Genomic DNA, 19,469 nt, shown 5'->3' with positions numbered 1-19,469 from the left:
ACACCACCCATTACAACACTATGGCCGACTATCACGAGCGTCGCAGGCTGATTCGCGAAAGCTTGAAAATTCAGCCCCTCAGCCACGGACAGGTCTATACCTACACGGTGGGCGTGCGATCGCAGCCAGAGATTTCTCCTGAACGCTATGCGGAGTTGCGCTGGAGCCTGGAGAATCACAAGAGTAATTTGATCCCCATTGTGGTGCGCCGCACCGATAGCCTCGGCGATGAAAAGGAATACGAAGCGATTTACGGAGCCGATTGGGTTAAGGTTGCGGAGGAGATGGGCATTGAGACGCTGTGGGCATGGGTGTTTGACTTGAGCGATGAAGAGGTGAAGGTGACGCAAGCTGAATTCGCCATGTTGCTAGACACTTCTCTAGCCACTCCTCCAGACACCTCCGCCGATAACCCTGCCTCGCCCCTTCAAGCAGCGGCTGAACCTCAAGAATCCGCCCCGATGTATTCCAGTTCTACGCCCCAGTCAATCGTATCTGCGTCTGATCTGATGCTGGAAACGCTGATGCGATCGCTCAGTTCTATGCTCGATCAAAAGCTGAATCAAACGCTTGATCAAAAGCTGGATCAAACGCTGGCGCGGCTGTCGAGTTTGGTGGGTGCTGGGGAATGGGGGTGGAGGGGGCGATCGCCCTCCTAGAAAACAAGCTAGACCTTTTGGAAAGACGGCTCAACCACCTCACCGATGCGATTTCCAACCTCACCCACAGCGTAGAAAGCCTCAAGCAACGTCCCGCTGCCTCGCGCTCTACGGGTAGAAAGACCGTCGATCTCAGCGATCTTGCAGCTAGGCTCAAACAATTCCGCCAAGACCCCAGTTCTGTGCCCGCGGCCCAGCTAAAAGCCGACCTAAATCAAAAGCAGGTGACAAAAGATTGTCTTCTCGCCTGGGCTGAGGAATTAGGAATCACTGTTCCTAAAAAAATAAACAAGCCACCATTGATTGAGCGTCTACTGGCTCTCTAGGTCTGGTTACTAGTCAACATTCCAAACGAAAATATTGGGCAGTTGTTATGACCCACAGACGACTGTAGCGATTAGCCATTCAAGGGCCAATTGCTGCATAGAATGCTGCCAGGGATTTGCGCTTTTATTCGTTCATCCTTGTGAACTGGAGATAAATCAGCAGCAGCGTGACGAGCAGCAGCAGGGTCGCCGCCGCCGCCGCATAGCCAAAATCAAACTGGGCGAAGGCTTCGGTGTAGACGTAATAGACCAGTAGGTTCGTGGTATTCAGCGGGCCGCCGCCTGTGATCACGTAGGGCTGCTCGAAGCTGCGGAGCGTGAAGAGGGTCGTTGTGACAATGGCAAAGATCAGAGTCGGTCGCAGTCCGGGGAGTGTAATGTGCCAAAACTGCTGCCAGTCATTGGCTCCGTCTAGCTCGGCGGCTTCGTAGCGGCTTTGGGGAATGGTTTGCAGCCCTGCTAAAAAAACGACGAGGTTAAATCCAAGCTGCTTCCAAATGCTGAACAAAATTAGCACGGGCATGGCCCAAGTAGTGCTGCCCAGCCACGGAATTGGATCAACCCCCAGCCAGCCCAGCGCCGCATTGACGGGGCCGTCGGTTTGAAATAGCCAGCGCCAGCCCAGACCTACGGCGACCAAAGACGTAATCGAAGGGATGAAATAGGCCGCTCGCAGCCAGTCCCGAAACTTCACGGCTCGATTTAGCAACACAGCCAATCCAAGCGGCAAGACCAAGCTGGGCAGGACGGTTGCCACGGTGAAGTAAACCGTATTGCCCAAGACCTGCCAGAAATCGGGCGTAGCCAGCAAGCGTTCGTAGTTTCCTAAACCCACCCAATGCACGCCGCTGCGAGTGAAGCTGCCCTGGGTCAGGCTGAGATAGGCGAGATAGGCAATCGGGAAAAATACAAAAACGCCTAAAAACGTCAGCGCTGGGGCGAGAAACAGCCATGCAGTGAGGGTATCCTGTGAAGGGCGATCGCCCCCACCGGGCCTTTGAAACCTTGGGGACATCAGAAGCCGTCGTGGTCTATTAAATGCTTCACAATGCCAGAGATCACCTGCTTCACAGCGGGTTCGCTGGCGGTGTAATTAATGGCGACCGAAATGACGTAGCGTTTGCCCTTGATGTTCACGCCGACGGTCGTGCCCAGTACGCTGGAGTTTTGCCCCGTTTTTTCGCCAATCCACACAGCGGGTCGCCGAATGGCCTCATAGCCCAATTCCCAGTCGTACTGGTTTACGAGTCCTTCCAAAATCAGGTCTGCACCGGGGACTTCATTGTTATAGACGCTCACCATCATGTCGGTGAGTTCGTCCATGTTGATTTCGTTGGGCACGCCGCCCATGTTGGCAGTAGGGTAGGTGTAGTTACCAACGAGCTTGGTGCTAACGCGGGTGTATTCGTAGCCGCGATCGCGCAGGGTTTGGTTAATCGCTTCCCAGCCCACGTAGTCAATGAGTTGATTCGTGGCGATGTTGCTGCTGTGGGTAATCATTTGCAGAAGCACCTGCCGAATCGGGTACTCCGTGCCGACCCAGATCTTGGCTGCGTCTTCCGTGTAGTTGCTGCGGTCGATGAAAATTGGCGTGTTGGGGTCGATCTTTTCGCGGGTCAGCTTTTCCATTGTGGCGATCGCCAGCGGCACCTTGATCAGGCTGGCGGGGCTGGCGGGTGGCTCTTTGCCCTGATAGCGGCGACACTCGCGCTCTAGCGTGCAGACCGTGACATGAACGCGAGCGCCCATGCCTGTGCTGTCGGCGATCGCCTTCAGGAACCCGGAGCGGGCAGTGTCGTATTCGTAGGCCACCACGCTCAAGATGCCCTCATATTCCTTCAGCTTCTTGGCAGCCTGTTCCCCCACAAATGAATCGGCGGACACTTCCCGCAGCGAATCGGTTGCAGATTTCCAGAGCTGATAGCGCTTGGCAATGGTTTCCTCGGTTTGGTCTGGCTGTTGCTTCAGTTCAACCGCCTGATTTGCCGTGCGGATGGCTTGTTCCCAGCTTGCTTTGGCAGATTCTTCCACGCCAATGCGGATTTCGACCGCTTGCAGCTTTTCTAGCAAGTTTGTGGGGGTAGAGGCCGCTCCTGTTGCCACGGAAACCAGGGTGGGCGGCTGGTTCTCGATGTCTTGCTGGAGGCGATCGCGGATTTCGTATAGCTCTGCCAGCGACTTGGCTTCAGAAATGAGAGATTCCCCCTCTTCGGAGGGACGCTCCAGCACGGGTGTCAGGGCTGGATAAGAATGAACCAGGACAGATCCTGCCATGACTCCGACTGCGCTGATGGGTGCAACGAGGGCATACCACCACCAGCGATGCGCCACTGATTTCATGATTGCGACCACGGATTCACTCCTCACCACGCAAGACCAGATGCGTATCCATCAGTGAAACTTTGAAGTTCGACGAGGGAAGTTCGACGAAGTTCGACTTTGAACAAGCAACTCTGTAACTGAACTTAATTAAAGTTAAATAATAAGACCATTCTCCGTATTTGAATGGTGCAGTGTGACGCAATCTGGCAAGAAGTTGTGGCGGAAGCAGCTGCCCAGGGCATTGCGGTCAGACCACTAGGCCAGTTCAAGTATATGGCTTGCGGATTAAACCGGAACGCTCCAGTAGATAGACGTTGGGGCACTGGGGAATAGAGGGCGCAAAGCCATAGGAGGTCAGGGTGGCTCGGCTTGGGTGGGGCGATCGCCAAAAAGCGTCTGGAAATCGTCTAGAGTGAGGGTTGGAGTTTTTTGCCATCTGCTCCGATTGCCGTCTACGCACCGCGTTTCCGTTTCATTTTGAGGTTCTCCAATGGCATCCATCCGTGAGTTGCATCAACAGCTCGTCCGCAAAGAGCGCTCGGCCGTCGAAATTGCCACCGAAGCCCTGGAGCGGGTTCAAGCCCTAGAACCCAAACTGCACAGCTTTATCAGCGTGACGGCCGACCGGGCGATCGCCCAGGCGCAGCGCGTGGATGCCCAGATTGCAGCCGGTGAGGAAATTGGGCTGCTGGCGGGCATTCCGATTGGCATCAAGGATAACCTCTGCACGAAAGGCATCCGCACCACCTGCGGCTCCCGCATTCTGGAAAACTTTGTGCCGCCCTACGAGTCCACCGTGACGCAGCGCTTGTTCGATGCAGGCGCGGTGATGGTGGGCAAAACGAATATGGACGAGTTTGCGATGGGCAGTTCGACGGAAACCTCTGCCTATCAGGTGACGGCGAACCCGTGGGATTTGGAGCGCGTACCGGGTGGATCTTCGGGCGGTTCTGCCGCAGCGGTGGCCGCGGGGCAGTGCGTTGTGGCGCTGGGATCAGATACGGGTGGTTCGATCCGTCAACCTGCGTCTCTCTGTGGCGTGGTGGGCATGAAGCCGACCTACGGGCTGGTGTCGCGCTATGGGCTGGTGGCCTACGCCTCGTCGCTGGATCAGATTGGTCCCTTTGCTCGCACGGTGGAAGACGCGGCAATCTTGCTGGGGGCGATCGCTGGGTATGACCCGCAGGACTCCACCAGCCTTAAGGTCGAAATCCCTGACTACGCCGCTGCCCTCAAGCCCGACTTCAAGCCGCGAGGCAAACTGCGGATTGGCGTAATTCAAGAAACCTTTGGCGAAGGGCTGGACTCTACCGTAGAAGCGGCCGTCACCAAAGCCGTTGAAACCTTGCAAGCACTCGGTGCCGAAATCCAGGTGATTAACTGTCCTAAGTTTCGCTATGGGCTGCCTACGTACTACATCATCGCCCCGTCTGAAGCCTCGGCCAACCTGGCCCGCTACGACGGCGTGAAGTATGGCTTTCGCGCCGACGACCCCGAAAACCTACTAGATATGTACGCCAAGACCCGCGCTAAGGGCTTTGGCGCAGAGGTGAAGCGGCGCATCATGATTGGCACCTATGCGCTGTCAGCGGGCTATTACGATGCCTACTACCTCAAGGCGCAAAAGGTGCGGACGCTGATCAAGCAAGACTTTGAGATTGCCTTCCAAAAAGTGGACGTGCTGGTGTGCCCCACCTCACCGACAACGGCCTTCAAGGCGGGCGAAAAGACCGATGATCCGCTCAGCATGTACCTGTCTGACCTGATGACGATTCCGGTGAACCTGGCGGGATTGCCTGCCCTCAGTCTGCCCTGCGGTTTTGACGAACAGGGCTTGCCGATTGGCCTGCAGATGATTGGCAACGTGCTGCGGGAAGACCTGCTGCTGAGTGTGGCCCATGCCTATGAGCAGACGACGGAGTGGCATAAGAAAGCGCCTGTAGTCTAGGACTGGCGCGGGCGGGCTGTCCCATTGGCTGAGGCTGATCAGTGTTAATCCTGCTTTCGGGTCAACCCTGCCAGAGAACCCAGGTGGTGGCGATCGCCAGGGTCGCCAGCGTCAGCGGCAGCCCAAACCGCAGGTGCGTCCAAAACGACAGCGAATATCCCTGGCTGGCGGCGGCTTCGGCGGTAATCAGGTTGGCCACCGCGCCAAACAGTGTCAGGTTGCCTGCCAGCGTGGAGCTAACCGCCAGCAGCAGCCAGGATTGCTTATCTCCACGGTCGATCAGCGATTGCAGCAGCAGCACCGCAGGCACATTGGAAATCAGGTTTGACAAGAGCGTTGTGATGCTGACCAGACCCACGGGATGGGCAATCCAGGGGAGCAGCCCCGACAGTAGATTAAAGGATTGCAGGCTGCGCGTCAGCACAAACAGGCCCGAAAAAATCACCAGCAGGCCCCAGTCCACATCCTGCAACACGCGCTGAGGCTTGATGCGGCGCGTAATCAGCAGCACGCCCGTCGCCGCCAAAGCCGACTCGGCCAGCGGCAATCCCACCACAAAGGCAGCCAGCATTAAGCTACTCACAAGCAGCGTTTTTCGCAGCAGCGGGCGGTAGGCGCGGGGGCGAAAGGTGGGTACGTAGGGGCGCGGTTTGAGCGATCGCACGTCTGGATACATCCACCCCAGCAGCCCAATTTGCAGCAGCAGACCCATCAGGGCAATGGGGATCATCACCCGCGCAAACTCGGCGTAGGCAATGCCCGAAAAGGAGCCGACCAGAATATTCTGCGGATTGCCGTTGAGCGTAGCGACGGAGCCGATGTTGGTGGCGGCTGCCAGCGCCAGCAGGTAGGGAACCGGATTGAGCGACAGGGTTTGGGCCAGGCTGACCGTGAGCGGCGTAAACACCAGGGCAATCGTGTCGTTCAGGAACACCGCCGAGAGTGCCCCGCAGCCCAGCGTCAGCGCTACCAGCAGCCCAAAGGGGCTACTTGTGAGGCGGATGAGATATAGCAGCGCCAGCTGAAAAAATCCGGCGTAGCTAAGGTAGGCATTGACGATCATCGTGCTGAGCAGAAACACAATGGTCGTTGGGTCAATGGCCTGCCAGGCCTCCTTGAGGGACAGCGTGCCCAGGGCGATGAGGGCAGCCGTTCCGGCGATCGCCATCGTGGCCCGATTCATCCGCAGCCCTGGCACTGACCCCAGTGCCAATCCCACATAGGTCAGCCCAATCACCGCCGCCTGGGCAACGGGAAGCCATTGGGCGAGGGCGCGAAACGCGATGCCAAAATATAGCACTGGTTTTGATGCCCAAAGTTCAGGTGATACAATAGTAAACCCCAGGGTGACTAGCGCAACGGTAGCGCATCGGACTCTTAATCCGCTGGTTCTGGGTTCGAATCCCAGGTCACCCATCACTTTGAGAGGCTGAATTGAGAAGCTGAGTTGTGGCGGTTAGGGAGGGCAATCCCTCGCCCAATTGATCCCCTTCGCGATCGCCAGCCTAGCGGGTCGCCACCCCGTCGGCGCGGGCAGCCCGCTGAACCGCAGCAGAGACGGCAGTCGCCACGCGCTCGTCAAACACCGATGGCACGATGTACTCCCGGTTGAGGTCGGCGGCGGTAATGAGCGAGGCGATCGCCCCTGCTGCCTCCAGGAACATGGTCGTGGTCATGGTCTTTGCGCCGCAGTCCAGGGCCCCGCGAAAGATGCCGGGAAAGGCCAGCACATTGTTGATCTGGTTGGGATAGTCGCTGCGGCCTGTCGCCATCACCGCCACGTCATCGGTCACCAGTTCCGGCTGAATTTCAGGAATTGGATTGGCCATGGCAAATACAATCGGGTCTTTTGCCATCGACTTCACCATGTCCACCGTTACCACCCCCGGCGCACTCACGCCCATGAATACATCCGCGCCCACCATCGCATCCGCCAGGGAGCCGCTTTGGTCTACGGCAAATTCTTTCTTTTGGTCGGTCAGGTCGCTGCGGCTGTGGCTGAGGATGCCCCGCGAGTCGCAGATTACAATCTGGGTGGCTCCGGCTTTTTGCAACAGTCGGGCGATCGCCAGTCCCGCTGCGCCCGCGCCGTTAATCACAATCTGCACCGACTCCATCGATTTATTCACCAGCTTCAGCGCGTTGTAGAGCGCCGCCAGCGAGACGATCGCCGTGCCATGCTGATCATCGTGAAAGATGGGAATATCCAGCTCCCGCTGAAGCCGCGCCTCGATTTCAAAGCAGCGGGGGGCGCTGATGTCTTCCAGATTCACGCCGCCAAACACGGGCGCAATGTTCTTCACCGTCCGCACGATTTCGTCGGTATCCTGCGTGTTCAGGCAAATCGGAAAGGCATCAATGCCGCCAAATTCCTTAAACAGCATGGCTTTGCCCTCCATCACGGGCAGCGCTCCGGCGGGGCCAAGATTGCCCAGACCCAGCACGGCACTGCCATCGGTGACGATCGCCACAGTGTTGCTCTTGATCGTCAGAGAATAGACCTTGGCAGGATCTTCGGCGATCGCCGTGCAGATGCGCCCCACCCCCGGTGTGTAGGCCATCGCCAGGTCGCTCTGGTTTTTCAGAGAAATCTTGCTCTGAACGCTGATCTTGCCGCCCCGATGCAGGTTAAACGTGCGATCCGACACGTTCAGCACCTTGATATGCTCCAGTCCCTTCAGCGCCGTGACGATTGCCTCGGCATGTTCCACGCTCGACGCTTCAATCGTGATGTCGCGGATGATGGTTTTCAGCGTCCGCTCGATCACCTCGATCTGGTCAATATTGCCGCCCGCCTCGCCAATGGCCATGGTGACGTAGGCCAGCATTCCTGCCTGGTTGGGCAACTGCACGCGCACCATGAGGCTGAAGCTGGGATTGGGAGTGAGGCTGACCATAGGATTCTCGATTTTGGATTTTGGATTTTGGGTTTTGGATTTTGGGGACGCTGAATGTCTTCCCTATCCGCAGTGCAGTGATCATCTTACCGCTACGGATCGTCCCTAGCGTAAGGGAGTTGCCGGACTGCAATTGTGCCAGAGTGAACAATCGATTAGGGTTCGGGTTCTGGTGGGCAAGGCGGCCAACCGTTGGTGCTAATGGTGCTGGGGCTAATGGTGCTAAAGACTGAAACCTGAAACCCACTTCTAATCAGCTTTAACTCTTAACCTCTAATTCCTGCTTCGGGGGGGCAATTAGGGCGATCGCCCGTTGCAGCGCAGACGGGCGCGTAGGAAACAAGCGTGCTGTGTCCGGGTGATGTTGTCGGCAACGAGAGAAGTCAGCAGCGAGTCGATCGATCCCAGCGTCGCCAGCATCAGCCCATAGCCCGTCATCACGCGCAGTGCCTCCCACTCAAACGCTGGCCAGTGCGGCTGTGGCACTGCTGTAGGAATGGCCCCAATCCGCGTCAGGTTTGCACCCTCGCCAAAAAAACAGCGATACGAGTGTCCCGATCACCAGCGCTAGCAGCGGCGAAGGAATGATGCGATTCAGCCGACGCGGCCAGGTAAACACGATCGCCAGCGTCATCAGCCCCAGCCCCAGCGCGAACCCGTTGGGATGCGTCAGATACGTCGGCAGGTTCCGCAGAGATTCCACGACTCCACTCGACCCTTTGTAGCCAAACAACGGCCCAATCTGGAGGGAGATAATAATGACCCCGATGCCCGACATAAAGCCAGAAATGACCGTGTAGGGCATGAGCGTGATGTACGTTCCCAAACGCAGCACCCCAAACAAAATCTGGAACAGCCCCCCCAGCGCAATGACAGTAAATGAAAGCGCCAGGCCGGTTTCGGGATACCGGCCAATCAGTACCGTGAAAATCGTTGCTACTACCACCGTCATTGGCCCAGTTGGGCCAGACACCTGAGCGGGCGTGCCGCCAAACAATGCCGCGAAAATGCCGACGAAGATTGCGCCGTAGAGTCCCGTCACCGCACCCGCCCCAGACGATACGCCAAACGCCAGCGCCAGCGGCAACGCCACGATTGCTGCGGTGAGTCCGCCCCAAAAGTCATCTCGAAAATTACGAAAATGGAGGTCTGGGGGTTTCAGAACATGAGTAAACTGTCTTAGCCAGGAGTTGATTGCAGTCACAATGGCAAGCCTCCAGGATATGGCCCAGATGTTGCGATAGGCCCTAGCCTCGCAGGATACGGCTGGAAATCTGGTTTGGGCGTTTCTTTCAAGATGTCTTGACTTCATTCACCCATTCGACATGCATTCACCCATTCGACGCAGGCACTATGGCAGACTCTCAAGACTTTAGGGATAACCGGGATCAGATTATTGTGCCGCTGGATGCACCAACGCTAGAAGAGGCGATCGCCCTCGTAGACCAGATCCCCGCCGTCCGCTTTTGGAAAGTCGGGCTGGAACTCTTCGTCAGCACGGGCGCAACCATTCTGGCAGAACTGAAAGCCCGGCAGAAGCGGATTTTTCTCGACCTCAAATTTCACGACATTCCCAACACCATGGCCGGAGCCTGTCGCGCTGCCGGACGCTATGGCGTAGACCTGCTTACCGTTCACGCCACGGCAGGCAAAGAGGCCCTCGTCGCCGCCAACGTCGCCGCCCAAGAGGGTGCCGCTGCTGCGGGCAACCCGCCCCCCAAGGTCATCGCTGTGACGGTGCTGACCAGCATTTCGCCCCGTGCCCTCGCCTTCGAGCTAAAGATGCCTCTAGAACTGCCCGACTTTGCCCTCCAGATGGCGCTGCTGGCGCAAGACAGCGGGCTATCCGGCGTGGTCTGCTCGCCCCAGGAGGCTGCCCACCTGCGCCAGGTCTGTGGCGATCGCTTCCTGCTCGTCTGCCCCGGCGTGCGCCCCATCTGGGCCAGCGCCAACGACCAGCGCCGCGTCATGACTCCTGCCGAAGCGCTCCGGGCAGGCGCAAGCTATCTGGTAATTGGTCGCCCAATCACCGTCGCCCCCGACCCAGCAGAAGCGTTTGCGCGAATTTGTCAGGAGGTTGCAGAGGTCACAGGGTAACGAAGCGGCGTGTATTTCTCTTGAGCAGCACTTGAGCAGCACTTGAGCAGCACTGTTGACTGGTAATCCAAAATCGAAAAGCCAAAATCCAGATGACACCATCCCAGCAGCCTTCTAAACCTCCCTCTCTTCACGCCTGCCGCGGCCGGCAAATGCCAAACACCGACGTATAGCCATGCAAAAACGTCGTGCTGCCAACGGGGCCAATTTCGCCGTTGCAGAAGAAGCCGCTGACGGGCGTGTGGGCGATGTAGCGCTGGAACAGGGCAGAGTCGAAGTTGGGTTTGCCATACAGCCCTTCGCCGCGCCCCAGGCAAGAAAACATCAGCGCTCCGGCGGCAGAGGCTTGCCCCGACTGGGCCTGATAGCGGCGCAGCAGGGTTTCTAGGTCTGTCGCCGACGCATCGGCATCGCGCAGATGAAACTGGATGCGCTGACCTGGCCGGACGCGATCGCCAATGGCCACTGCCCCAGCGCGGGGATCGACCCCCAGCAAATTGCGAATCAGAAAATCGCCCTGCTCGAGCTGCTGCTTGAACTCACTCTGGGCAATGCCGACGAACAGCGAATGCTGGGCTAGCTCACGATCTGCATCACTGAGGTCTTGCAATAGCTCTTGCAGCGCCTCTAGCGGCGTGCGGTCGGGGGTGGAACCCGGTTGAGCGGTTTCTGGTGCGATCTTGATCATGATGTTGCGATCGCCCTCCACTACGCGAAACGGCTGACCAATGGGGCGACAGCCCTGCGCCACAATGGTTTCCATCACCAGGTTGCCACTCAGCGCCACGCCCACCACGCCGTCTCGGTAGAGCTTGCCGTTGCAAAACAGGTTGCCGTGGCCCATCCCGCTGCCGTCCGTCAGCCCACCCACCTTGATTGCGCCCGGATAGGCATAGTCCAACCCTTGCAGCAGGTCGTTAATGCTGGAAAAGACAGGCTCCGCCATCAGGATGAAATTGGGCTGCTCCGCCGGGTCAACGCCGACCAACTCAGCCCAGGCATCGGGAGGGCTGTCCAAATCAGGCAGATCCTCCGCAGACAGATGAAAGGCGTGGAGCTTTACCCCTGGCAGGCGAGCGAGGGTGAGGCTGAGGGCGGTTTCGCCTTCGATTTCCTGAATGCGGTTGGGGCTTTCCATCCCCACAATGCCACCACCTCCGCAGCCCACCAGCACAGGCAAATCCAGCGCCTCGCTGAGCAGGGGCAGCAGGCGGGGATATTCGCTGGCAAAGGTAGAGGAGATAAAAACCAGCCCCAAGTCGGCAGGGGACTCGAGCTGCGCCTGCGATCGCTCTACTACCTCTCGCACCGCCGCTTCCAAAGACGGGCGCGTGGATAATGCATTGACCCATCGCATCGTGTCAGCCACGGGCAGTTCTCCCTCGTATCAGTGACAACCAGCTACTCATAGAAAAATGGTAGTGCCGAATGGGACACTCGGGATCTCTCGACCCACGGGAAAGGGCGATCGCTTGCTAGCATGGAGACGAGACAAAAACCTGATTGATTCCCGCTTTAGGTAGACAGACCCCTTGCCTTAAGACCTTAAGACATTCCCGCCATTCTCTTGACGGCTCCCGTCCTCAGGGTACTCTAAGAAAAAGGATACCGGCCTGCTACCGAGAGGTTCCTCGCACGATCTGTCTGGAAGCTTTCTACCGAGATGCCTGTTCTGAACGCTGCTGTTCAGATATATCTCAGATGAGATGTCTCTCAGATTAGATGTTTCCTATTCTCCCTAGTAGAGCTTGAAGCTCGAACCTTAGAATCAAATTTGCAACTTTAGAGCCACTGAAATCTATGAGCGATATCCAAGCCAAAATTCAACAAGAGCGCCAAGAAGCTCGCGAAGTCTGTGAACTCAAGGGTGACGGATCTGCCGAGTGCGCTGCCGCCTGGGATGCGGTTGAAGAACTTCAGGCAGAAGCCGCCCACCAGCGCGACAAGGAAATAGAGAAGACTTCGCTGGAGCAATACTGCGACGACAATCCTGAAGCCGCAGAGTGCCGCGTCTACGACAACTAAAGCGATTGGCAGCCCTTTGGGGCAAGTGACAAGTTACTGCGGGCGAGAGTGGCTGCGGGCTAGCTCGTTCTCAGCAGCGACTTTCAGCAGTTAGTTTAGGTGATGGGCAGTGAGAGGAGAGCGATCGCCCGTTCTATTCTCCCTGCCCATTGCTGTTTCTGCCCTCTGCCTTTTGCCCCATCTGGCATTAGCATGAAGAAAACTCGGTTTCACCACTCGGTTTTTTCAAACGCTGTGCTGTGATGGTTGCGCTGCTTATTTTAATGATTGGACTCACGCCTTCGCTGGTGTCGCTCTGGATCATGCGCCAAGCTGATGCCCAAGCTCAGGAGCGACTGCGCCATGTGCTAGAGGCGATCGCCCATCGAGGACTCCCCTCCCTCCAGCCCACGCCAGACCTGCGCTACATCGAAGGCATTGGGCTGCTGATTGGAGATTTTACCTGTCGCTACAACGCGCGATCGCGCTACCTCCGCTGCGCCATCAACCCATCGGGCCCCTGCGAAGGCTGCCGACAATACGACCCGGTGATTCCCGATGAGTCGGTGATGCTCGATTCCTGAGCAACGCGCACAATTTCCCAAGGCGAATTGCTCTATAGTGCAGAGGTCAAACGTAAGGTTCAGGCAGGCAGCAGGCGGTCGAGCAACTTTGAGTAACGCAGAGCAAAATCTGGAGCCGCAAATGACCGATTTGGCGGCAAGTTCGGCATCCGGTTCGACGGATCTAGAATGGCAGGCAGCGACAGATTCTCCGGTAGGACGGGCCGATCCTACAGACTGGCAGGCGGCCGCAGCGCTGGGATTGGCGCTGTTCGGCATTTCCATTGGCTCTATCTTTTCTGTGGCGGCGGGGCGCGAGATGAGTCCCAATGCGATCGCCCTCAATCGTCTGATCATCGCGGCGATCGTCTTTGCTGCGCTAAACGGCATTCAGGCATTGTGCCAGCCCGATTTGATTCCGGAGCTTCGTAAGACCAATCCACCAAAAGCCTTGGACTGGCTGCTGCTGCTGGCGGCAGGCATCTGCTTTGCGCTGTCGCTGGTGCTGCTGGCCTGGTCGTTTACCCAGACCAGCGTTGCCAAAGCCTCGCTGTTTACCCACATGATGCCGCTGTTCACCACGCTGGGCGCGTGGCTGGTGCTGGGGCGGCGGTTTAGCAGGCGATTTTTGATCGGCATGATGGTGGCGGTGGTCGGGGCGATCGCCATTGGCATCGACGACTTTGGCGGCGGCGACAACAGTCTGTGGGGGGATGCAGCGGCCCTGGGCGTGGCGCTGCTGTTTGCCACCGAAATTTTGATTATGGAACAGTTGCGATCGCGCTTTGCAGTGTCCCTGCTGGCGATGGTCGAATGCGCGATCGGCAGTCTGCTGCTGCTGCCCACCGTCCTGCTGCAAGGTGAATCGCCCCTGCCCCCCAACGGAACGAGCGCAGCGGCCGTCGTGGGGCTGGCGCTAGTAACGCAGATGGGCGGCCACGGGCTGATTACCTACAGCCTCAAGCGGTTTTCAGCGGGTGTGGTGTCGGTGGTGCTGCTGGCGGTGCCGATAATCTCCGCAGGGCTGGCGCTGGTGGCGTTTTCGCAGACCATTAGTTTGATGGATGCGATCGCCTTTGCGGTCGTGCTGACAGGCATTTATCTGTCAATTACCAAGTAAGATCGCGAAGTTTTTGCTTTAATTATTTCTAGAAGAAAAACATAAGTTACGATTTAGAAAATCGTCGAAAGCCATCGCTATACTTTCACCTGGAACCTTACAAGTTAAACCAGCAAAGCGGCGTGAACAGCATTTTACCGTCCAATCTATTCGACACACTAGTCTATGTCATTCCAGGATTTCTAATCGGCATTTCTTTGCTGTTTCTATTCTCACCAGAATCCCTAAGCCTAGATAACGACAAGATTGGACTTGGAATGCTGACCCTTTTTTTGATTCTGTCCTATGTATTGGGCATCATCGTTCATCGGCTCTCAGGAGCGGTCATCTATCCGCTGTACTACCTGTTTGGAGAGGGAGTCCTAGAGGGGATTATTAGAGACTTTCCAGATATAAAAATGGTTCGAGCGCTGATCGACAGCAGCCTGGAAATTACTCCCTTGGGCGATGTTGACTACTATCGATATGCATCGCTCATTGTCTATGAAAAGCTGCCTAAAACCGCCGAAATCGCTGAAAAGATGATGGCTATGAGTACAACGTCCAGGAGCCTTCTCATCTGCTTCCCCATTTTTGCCCTATCTGCAACAAAGGCGTTTACCCGAAAGTTTTCCAAGAGGATGGAACTCTCAATTTTCTTGTTTTTGGGTGTTGTTTTGCTATTTATCGAGGTTGTCTTGCTGAGGAGTTTTTTGTCCTATTGGTCTTCTTCTGTATGGGAAGTTTTGAGGGGATATATCGTCTATAGTAAGCTGGAGAATTAGGATAAAGCTGTCCTGAAGATTGATTCAAGTCCCAATCCGAAATTAAGCCCCGATTCATCATCAGGTTGACTCACCATGCCCCTCCAGACACCACTCTTCTCTAGCCCGACGCAATGGGTGCAGGTGCCCAACGGCGACTTGCAAATTGATGCTTATCTGGCGATGCCTGCGGGTGACGGGACGTTTCCGGCGGTGGTGGTGATTCAGGAAATTTTTGGGGTGAACGAGCATATCCGCGACGTGACAGAGCGCATCGCAGGACTGGGCTACGTGGCGATCGCCCCCGCCATCTATCAGCGACTTGCGCCGGGGTTCGAGGCGGGCTATACGCCGGAAGACGTGAAGCAGGGACGGGTTTACAAAGAGCAGACGAAGCGAGAAGACCTGCTGAGTGATATCCAGGCGGCGATCGCCTTTTTACACATGCTGCCCCAAGTCAAACCCGGCGGTGTTGGCTGCATCGGCTTTTGCTTTGGCGGGCATGTGGCGTATCTGGCGGCGACGCTGCCAGAAGTTGTGGCTACTGCATCTTTCTACGGGGCGGGCATCACCACTTGGTGTCCTGGCAACGGCATTCCCACCGTCAGCTACACGCCGGATATCAACGGCACGATCTATCTATTCTTTGGCAAAGAGGATGCCAGCATTCCCCAAGAGCAGGTAGATCAAATCGAATCGACCCTCCAGGAAAACTACATCGCGCATCGCATCTTTCGCTACGACAGTGCGGGGCACGGCTTCTTCTGCGATCGCCGTCCCGACTATCGGCCCAAAGCGGCTGCTGATGCCTGGGAAAAAGTCCAGCAGCTTTTTCAACAGCTTCAGACCGACAGCGAGACTGACAGCGACACCGACAGCGAGACTGACAGCGACACCGATAGCGACACCGATAGCGAGTAGTAGGCTGCGATTCCGAACTGCTACTCTGGATCGAGTCATCGGAAACGCCAGCGCTTCTGCTGCTAAAGGCTGAAGTTGGCGGCTGCTTCTCCGGGCATGACCAGCGGCAGCGTTTCAATAAACTCCACCAAATCATTCATCTGGCTGTAGGGACGACCGATAAAGTAGCGACTTTCGACCCAGTACAGAAGGCGATTGTCCATCATGCTGATGCGGAGGGTGCAGCCCCGGTCTTCCGCGAGGCGAAACACGTCTGCAATATTCACGGTACTACCAATCATGTGAGTCTTGACTCCATCTAGGCTTGGACTAAGTTTGGACTAGGTTTGGATGAACCTTGGCTGAGGGGATATGCGGGCAGCTCAGCGCTTCATTTCGGGAAATTTGGCAACTGTTGAGCGGTTCCAGCACAAAAGAGGCTCCTTGGTCGTGTATCCGTAGTTTTGCGACTGACGTTCCAAAAGCCTTCATAGAAGCATTCCTGAATACTCTTATTTTTTATATTTTTTTAATCTTTGGCACTCCGTAGATTCAACGATTTTTTCTTCGTTGGCAAGGTTTTCTCCGTAAGATACGTAGGTATTAGTTCTCGCACCAGGAAGCTTTGAAAGTTGCGAGAAAGTTGTGACTTGGAATCAGAGATTTGGAATTAGTATTTAAGTATTACTCAAGCCCGTGTACCCAGGGTCGCTATGACGCTCAAGCCTTCCCAGATTTTGCAACTGCTGGATGCTCGACGAGAGCAATTCACCGCGTTTGACCAGTCGGCGGTGCAGCAGTTTCAGCGCTATCGGGCGGCACTGTGCCAGTTTTGCCAGCTTTCTGACGAAGGGCGATCGCACTTGCTGGCCCAATATCCGGGCAATGACCTGGGCGCACGGCCGATCGAGAGCCTGTCCGACGCGCCGCAGTGTGTCGTGCCCTGGACGTTTCAGTGGGATAACCGAGAGCAGAGTTTGGCGTGGGCCCGCGATCGCCTGCTGAATATCACCACCTTTGCCGTTGATGGGTCGCAGATTTACCCTGGCAAAGATCTGTCGATTCCTGTGGCGCTGGTGCAAATCGGCTGGTATGAAAATCGCCACAGTCCCAGCGGAGCTTACGAAAAGGACGTGGCGGTAGACCTGATGACCCCACAGGATTTGCGCGAGGGTGGCCAGGGCAACCCGGTGGATCGGCGGGTGAATATGCGTCGATTTCAGCTTGAGACGCGGCGGCTGACGGAGTACATCCAGAGCCGCAAAGCGCAATCACAGAGCCTTTCCGAGAAAACGCTGGTGTTTTTAGATGGGTCGATGGTGGCCAGCTTTGCGGAGCCGTTTGACGAGGCAAACCAGCAGTTTTACGTAGACTGCCTGCTGCCGCTGCTGCACGCCAGCGAAGCCCAGCGAGTGCCGCTGGTGGCCTACATCGACACGTCCTATGCCGATGACTTGGTGCGGATGCTGCGACTGTTGTACGACCTGGAGCCAGCCGACGCGATTCACGACGCGCAGATTTTGAACGCGCTGATGCGCTGGGGCGATCGCACGCCGCTGTTTCTCTGCGAGCGGCCGGGCATTTTAAGCCGCTATGGCCACCATCGCCGCCGGATTGCCTTTACGTATTTGAAAACCACCCGCGACACCTATCCGGCTCGGCTGGAACTCCCGCTGTGGGTGGTGGAGGCGGGTCTGGCGGACACCGTGATCGACTGGGTGCGGGCGGAGGTGATCGCAGGGGGCGGCTACCCCTACGCCATCGAAACGGCGGATCAGACTGCGGTGCTGCAAGTGGGCGATCGCCAGTTGTTCTTTCGCCTGCTGCAAGAATGGGCAGACAAGCAGGGGCTAGACCTGCGCTTTTCTCGCAAGATGTTGAGCAAGGCCCGGCGGCGCTAGCTCCACCAGCCCGTAGCCGATTCGAGGAATTCAGGATCAATAAAATTTTCTAGAGATTATCCCCAAACGGCCCGCAATGACGCTATCTATGAGGTCGGGACTCTCCAGCGTACACCCTGCTGGAGAGCCACCGTGAGGAGAGCCATTCATGCAAAAGATTGGGCAGACCATTGCCGCTGCTGGCGTTTGGGTGCTGCTGGGGTTCCGATGGGGCGAGATGCCAGGCGGGGCGATCGCCCTGGCCCAAGCGGTTTCGCCTCAGCTTGCGCCGACCCAGCCAGAGCGCGATTCGCGAAGCGATCCCTACAGGGATCGCCTGCCTGCGCCGACCCTACCCGCCGTTCCCCTGTCGCCCGAAGAGCAGTCGCCCATTCTGTCCACGCCCGATGGATTTCCCCAACCGCTGCCGACGGATGAAACCGTGCAGATTCCCATCCGGCGGATTGAGGTGCGGGGCAGCACGGTGTTTACCGAACCAGACTTTGCGCCGATTGTGCAGCCCTACGAAGGGCGATCGCTCACGCTGCGGGAACTGCGCGACATTGCCGACCAGCTCACCCAGCTCTATCTTGACCAAGGCTACCTAACCTCGCGGGCCATTCTGGGCGACCAACTCGTGGCCGATGGTGTGGTGCAATACCGCATTGTAGAAGGCAGCCTGGAGCGCATCGAGGTGGAAGGAACCAATCGTCTCCATCCGGACTATGTGCGGAGCCGCATCTTGCTGGGCGCAACCACGCCGCTGAATCAGGCGCGACTAGAAGACCAACTGCGGCTGCTGCGGCTGAATCCGCTGTTTGAAACCGTGGAGGCCAGCCTGCGGGCGGGCAGCGGGCTGGGGCAGAGTATCCTGGTGGTGCGCGTGACGGAGGCGCGTCCCGTCAGCGGCTTTGTCAGTGTGGACAACTATTCGCCTCCCGGTGTCGGCTCCGAGCGGCTGGGCGCGGAGCTGGTGGTCCGCAACCTGACGGGCTGGGGCGACGAGCTTTCGGGAACGTACTATCGCAGCACTACGGGCGGGTCGAGCAGCTTCGACTTTGCCTATCGCCTGTCGCTCAACCCGATGGATGGCACCGTGCAGGTCCGCTACGCCCCCAGCGAATATCGCATTACTGACCCGGAATTTGTAGACCTTGACCTCAGCGGCAGCGCCGATGAATATGAACTCAGCTTTCGCCAGCCCTTGTTCAAAACGCCCCGCGAAGAATTTGCCCTGTCGCTGAGTCTGCTGCACCGGGATGGCAGCTCGTTTTTTAGTGACAATCGCTTTTTTGAGGATTTTTTGCTGAAGAGTGAATCTACCAGCCTGATTGCCTTTGGGCAGGATTTTGTGCGGCGGGATGCGTCGGGGGCCTGGGCGCTGCAATCGACGCTGAATGTGGGCGTGGGGCTGCTGGATGCAGATGTGGGGGGCGATCGCGACAGTTTGTTTGTCTACTGGCTGGGGCGAGTACAGCGGGTGCAGATTTTGCAGCCGGGAAACTTGCTGATTTTGCAGGCGGATGTGCAGGTGTCGGGCGATCGCCTCCCGTCTTCCCAGCAGTTGGCGATCGGCGGCGGGCAGTCGCTGCGGGGCTATCGGCAAAATGCGCTGCTGGGCGACAGCGGCTTTCGCGTCTCGATCGAAGACCGCATTACGCTGGGACGCAATGAGGCGGGCGAGTCGGTGTTTCAGGTTGCGCCGTTTGTGGATGCGGGAGCCGTCTGGCTAAATGGCGAAGACGACGACAGCCCGTTTCTCATCGGGGCGGGTGTGGGGCTGCTGTGGGAAGCACTGCCCCGGCTCAATCTACGACTCGACTTCGCCATTCCCATCACCGAGTTTGATGGCGCAGGCGAAAACGCCCAGGATCGCGGGTTCTACTTTTCCGTAGACTATCGGTTCTAATGGGTGGTTTGAATGGCCGATTTTAGACACAAAACCTATTCAGTGCGCTCAGGGTGTGATGCAAGATTGCCTGCTGTAGTTTGAGTTCGTAATCTCTGGTT

General features: G+C 57.2%; 19 protein-coding genes and 1 tRNA gene. 12 read left to right on the top strand and 8 right to left on the bottom strand.

The genetic code is table 11. The features are described from left to right. Positions 1–20 precede the first annotated feature (20 nt). Both O77CONTIG1_RS20730 and O77CONTIG1_RS20725 read left to right on the top strand, forming a co-directional pair. Positions 21–659 carry a hypothetical protein gene (locus tag O77CONTIG1_RS20730; RefSeq protein ID WP_068514688.1) on the top strand — a complete coding sequence of 213 codons (639 nt, stop codon included), beginning with the start codon at positions 21–23 and terminating at the stop codon, positions 657–659. Continuing rightward, complete coding sequence (locus tag O77CONTIG1_RS20725; protein WP_156435528.1) at positions 635–985, top strand: hypothetical protein; 351 nt, start codon at positions 635–637, stop codon at positions 983–985. The genes O77CONTIG1_RS20730 and O77CONTIG1_RS20725 overlap by 25 nt, the downstream gene beginning before the upstream one ends. A 124-nt stretch (positions 986–1,109) precedes the next feature. On the opposite strand, the gene O77CONTIG1_RS20720 is transcribed toward O77CONTIG1_RS20725, so the two are convergent. Both O77CONTIG1_RS20720 and O77CONTIG1_RS20715 read right to left on the bottom strand, forming a co-directional pair. Continuing rightward, positions 1,110–2,000 (bottom strand): carbohydrate ABC transporter permease, encoded by an 891-nt coding sequence (locus O77CONTIG1_RS20720; RefSeq protein WP_068514683.1) that lies wholly within the window; start codon positions 1,998–2,000, stop codon positions 1,110–1,112. Then, complete coding sequence (locus O77CONTIG1_RS20715) at positions 2,000–3,337, bottom strand: serine hydrolase (protein ID WP_156435526.1); 1,338 nt, start codon at positions 3,335–3,337, stop codon at positions 2,000–2,002. The genes O77CONTIG1_RS20720 and O77CONTIG1_RS20715 overlap by 1 nt, the downstream gene beginning before the upstream one ends. A 460-nt stretch (positions 3,338–3,797) precedes the next feature. Between O77CONTIG1_RS20715 and gatA the strand changes: the two genes are divergently transcribed. Continuing rightward, positions 3,798–5,255 carry an Asp-tRNA(Asn)/Glu-tRNA(Gln) amidotransferase subunit GatA gene (gene gatA, locus O77CONTIG1_RS20710; RefSeq protein ID WP_068514674.1) on the top strand — a complete coding sequence of 486 codons (1,458 nt, stop codon included), beginning with the start codon at positions 3,798–3,800 and terminating at the stop codon, positions 5,253–5,255. A gap of 61 nt (positions 5,256–5,316) precedes the next feature. Here gatA and O77CONTIG1_RS20705 read toward each other — a convergent pair whose 3' ends face one another. Continuing rightward, entirely contained in the window at positions 5,317–6,555 is a 1,239-nt protein-coding gene (locus O77CONTIG1_RS20705) for an anion transporter (RefSeq protein ID WP_286132435.1), read from the bottom strand. 44 nt (positions 6,556–6,599) lie between these two features. Here O77CONTIG1_RS20705 and O77CONTIG1_RS20700 point away from each other — a divergent pair. Beyond that, positions 6,600–6,671 (top strand) — tRNA-Lys (locus O77CONTIG1_RS20700). 89 nt (positions 6,672–6,760) lie between these two features. On the opposite strand, the gene O77CONTIG1_RS20695 is transcribed toward O77CONTIG1_RS20700, so the two are convergent. From O77CONTIG1_RS20695 to O77CONTIG1_RS20690, 3 genes are all read right to left on the bottom strand, one after another. Next, positions 6,761–8,152, bottom strand: coding sequence for a malic enzyme-like NAD(P)-binding protein (locus tag O77CONTIG1_RS20695; RefSeq protein ID WP_068514672.1), 1,392 nt, complete (start codon positions 8,150–8,152; stop codon positions 6,761–6,763). Between the two features lie 297 nt (positions 8,153–8,449). Then, positions 8,450–8,638 carry a hypothetical protein gene (locus tag O77CONTIG1_RS28175; protein WP_286132434.1) on the bottom strand — a complete coding sequence of 63 codons (189 nt, stop codon included), beginning with the start codon at positions 8,636–8,638 and terminating at the stop codon, positions 8,450–8,452. Then, complete coding sequence (locus O77CONTIG1_RS20690; protein ID WP_068514669.1) at positions 8,610–9,356, bottom strand: SulP family inorganic anion transporter; 747 nt, start codon at positions 9,354–9,356, stop codon at positions 8,610–8,612. The genes O77CONTIG1_RS28175 and O77CONTIG1_RS20690 overlap by 29 nt, the downstream gene beginning before the upstream one ends. 149 nt (positions 9,357–9,505) lie before the next feature. On the opposite strand from O77CONTIG1_RS20690, the gene pyrF reads away from it, so the two are divergent. Beyond that, positions 9,506–10,249, top strand: coding sequence for an orotidine-5'-phosphate decarboxylase (pyrF, locus tag O77CONTIG1_RS20685; RefSeq protein WP_068514666.1), 744 nt, complete (start codon positions 9,506–9,508; stop codon positions 10,247–10,249). A gap of 130 nt (positions 10,250–10,379) precedes the next feature. Here the strand turns inward: pyrF and O77CONTIG1_RS20680 are convergent, their stop codons facing one another. Further along, positions 10,380–11,618: an FIST C-terminal domain-containing protein gene (locus tag O77CONTIG1_RS20680; RefSeq protein ID WP_317134152.1), complete on the bottom strand. Its 1,239-nt coding sequence runs from the start codon at positions 11,616–11,618 to the stop codon at positions 10,380–10,382. A gap of 431 nt (positions 11,619–12,049) precedes the next feature. Between O77CONTIG1_RS20680 and O77CONTIG1_RS20675 the strand changes: the two genes are divergently transcribed. The 5 genes from O77CONTIG1_RS20675 to O77CONTIG1_RS20655 all read left to right on the top strand — a co-directional run bounded on the left by O77CONTIG1_RS20675 (position 12,050) and on the right by O77CONTIG1_RS20655 (position 15,600). Then, positions 12,050–12,274: a Calvin cycle protein CP12 gene (locus O77CONTIG1_RS20675; protein WP_068514662.1), complete on the top strand. Its 225-nt coding sequence runs from the start codon at positions 12,050–12,052 to the stop codon at positions 12,272–12,274. A gap of 242 nt (positions 12,275–12,516) precedes the next feature. Then, complete coding sequence (locus O77CONTIG1_RS20670; RefSeq protein WP_068514656.1) at positions 12,517–12,837, top strand: DUF6464 family protein; 321 nt, start codon at positions 12,517–12,519, stop codon at positions 12,835–12,837. Positions 12,838–12,925: 88 nt separating this feature from the next. Beyond that, positions 12,926–13,936 carry a DMT family transporter gene (locus O77CONTIG1_RS20665; protein ID WP_197673259.1) on the top strand — a complete coding sequence of 337 codons (1,011 nt, stop codon included), beginning with the start codon at positions 12,926–12,928 and terminating at the stop codon, positions 13,934–13,936. A gap of 122 nt (positions 13,937–14,058) precedes the next feature. Continuing rightward, positions 14,059–14,700: a hypothetical protein gene (locus tag O77CONTIG1_RS27255; RefSeq protein WP_068514650.1), complete on the top strand. Its 642-nt coding sequence runs from the start codon at positions 14,059–14,061 to the stop codon at positions 14,698–14,700. Positions 14,701–14,775: 75 nt separating this feature from the next. Further along, positions 14,776–15,600, top strand: a complete 825-nt coding sequence (locus tag O77CONTIG1_RS20655; RefSeq protein ID WP_084782880.1) for a dienelactone hydrolase family protein — start codon at positions 14,776–14,778, stop codon at positions 15,598–15,600. A 62-nt stretch (positions 15,601–15,662) separates the two neighbouring features. Here the strand turns inward: O77CONTIG1_RS20655 and O77CONTIG1_RS20650 are convergent, their stop codons facing one another. Next, positions 15,663–15,881 (bottom strand): hypothetical protein, encoded by a 219-nt coding sequence (locus tag O77CONTIG1_RS20650; protein WP_068514648.1) that lies wholly within the window; start codon positions 15,879–15,881, stop codon positions 15,663–15,665. Between the two features lie 411 nt (positions 15,882–16,292). Here O77CONTIG1_RS20650 and O77CONTIG1_RS20645 point away from each other — a divergent pair, with 411 nt between their 5' ends. Beyond that, positions 16,293–17,480 carry a DNA double-strand break repair nuclease NurA gene (locus O77CONTIG1_RS20645; protein ID WP_068514646.1) on the top strand — a complete coding sequence of 396 codons (1,188 nt, stop codon included), beginning with the start codon at positions 16,293–16,295 and terminating at the stop codon, positions 17,478–17,480. A 148-nt stretch (positions 17,481–17,628) separates the two neighbouring features. Then, on the top strand, positions 17,629–19,368 hold the full coding sequence (locus O77CONTIG1_RS20640; RefSeq protein WP_068514643.1) for a ShlB/FhaC/HecB family hemolysin secretion/activation protein: 1,740 nt from the start codon (positions 17,629–17,631) through the stop codon (positions 19,366–19,368). Positions 19,369–19,469: the final 101 nt, after the last annotated feature.

The sequence above is a fragment of the Leptolyngbya sp. O-77 genome (assembly GCF_001548395.1).
Taxonomy (GTDB): domain Bacteria; phylum Cyanobacteriota; class Cyanobacteriia; order Elainellales; family Elainellaceae; genus Thermoleptolyngbya.
This window is presented reverse-complemented; position numbering and strand designations above follow the sequence as displayed.

What these genes read in the sequence shown, in the direction of transcription:
- O77CONTIG1_RS20645 (WP_068514646.1), top strand. Translation starts at nt 16,293, where the DNA reads ATGACGCTCAAGCCTTCCCAGATTTTGCAACTGCTGGATGCTCGACGA.
- O77CONTIG1_RS20650 (WP_068514648.1), bottom strand. Translation starts at nt 15,881, where the DNA reads ATGATTGGTAGTACCGTGAATATTGCAGACGTGTTTCGCCTCGCGGAA.
- O77CONTIG1_RS20640 (WP_068514643.1), top strand. Translation starts at nt 17,629, where the DNA reads ATGCAAAAGATTGGGCAGACCATTGCCGCTGCTGGCGTTTGGGTGCTG.
- gatA (WP_068514674.1), top strand. Translation starts at nt 3,798, where the DNA reads ATGGCATCCATCCGTGAGTTGCATCAACAGCTCGTCCGCAAAGAGCGC.
- O77CONTIG1_RS20720 (WP_068514683.1), bottom strand. Translation starts at nt 2,000, where the DNA reads ATGTCCCCAAGGTTTCAAAGGCCCGGTGGGGGCGATCGCCCTTCACAG.
- O77CONTIG1_RS20670 (WP_068514656.1), top strand. Translation starts at nt 12,517, where the DNA reads ATGGTTGCGCTGCTTATTTTAATGATTGGACTCACGCCTTCGCTGGTG.
- O77CONTIG1_RS20730 (WP_068514688.1), top strand. Translation starts at nt 21, where the DNA reads ATGGCCGACTATCACGAGCGTCGCAGGCTGATTCGCGAAAGCTTGAAA.
- O77CONTIG1_RS20695 (WP_068514672.1), bottom strand. Translation starts at nt 8,152, where the DNA reads ATGGTCAGCCTCACTCCCAATCCCAGCTTCAGCCTCATGGTGCGCGTG.
- pyrF (WP_068514666.1), top strand. Translation starts at nt 9,506, where the DNA reads ATGGCAGACTCTCAAGACTTTAGGGATAACCGGGATCAGATTATTGTG.
- O77CONTIG1_RS20655 (WP_084782880.1), top strand. Translation starts at nt 14,776, where the DNA reads ATGCCCCTCCAGACACCACTCTTCTCTAGCCCGACGCAATGGGTGCAG.
- O77CONTIG1_RS20675 (WP_068514662.1), top strand. Translation starts at nt 12,050, where the DNA reads ATGAGCGATATCCAAGCCAAAATTCAACAAGAGCGCCAAGAAGCTCGC.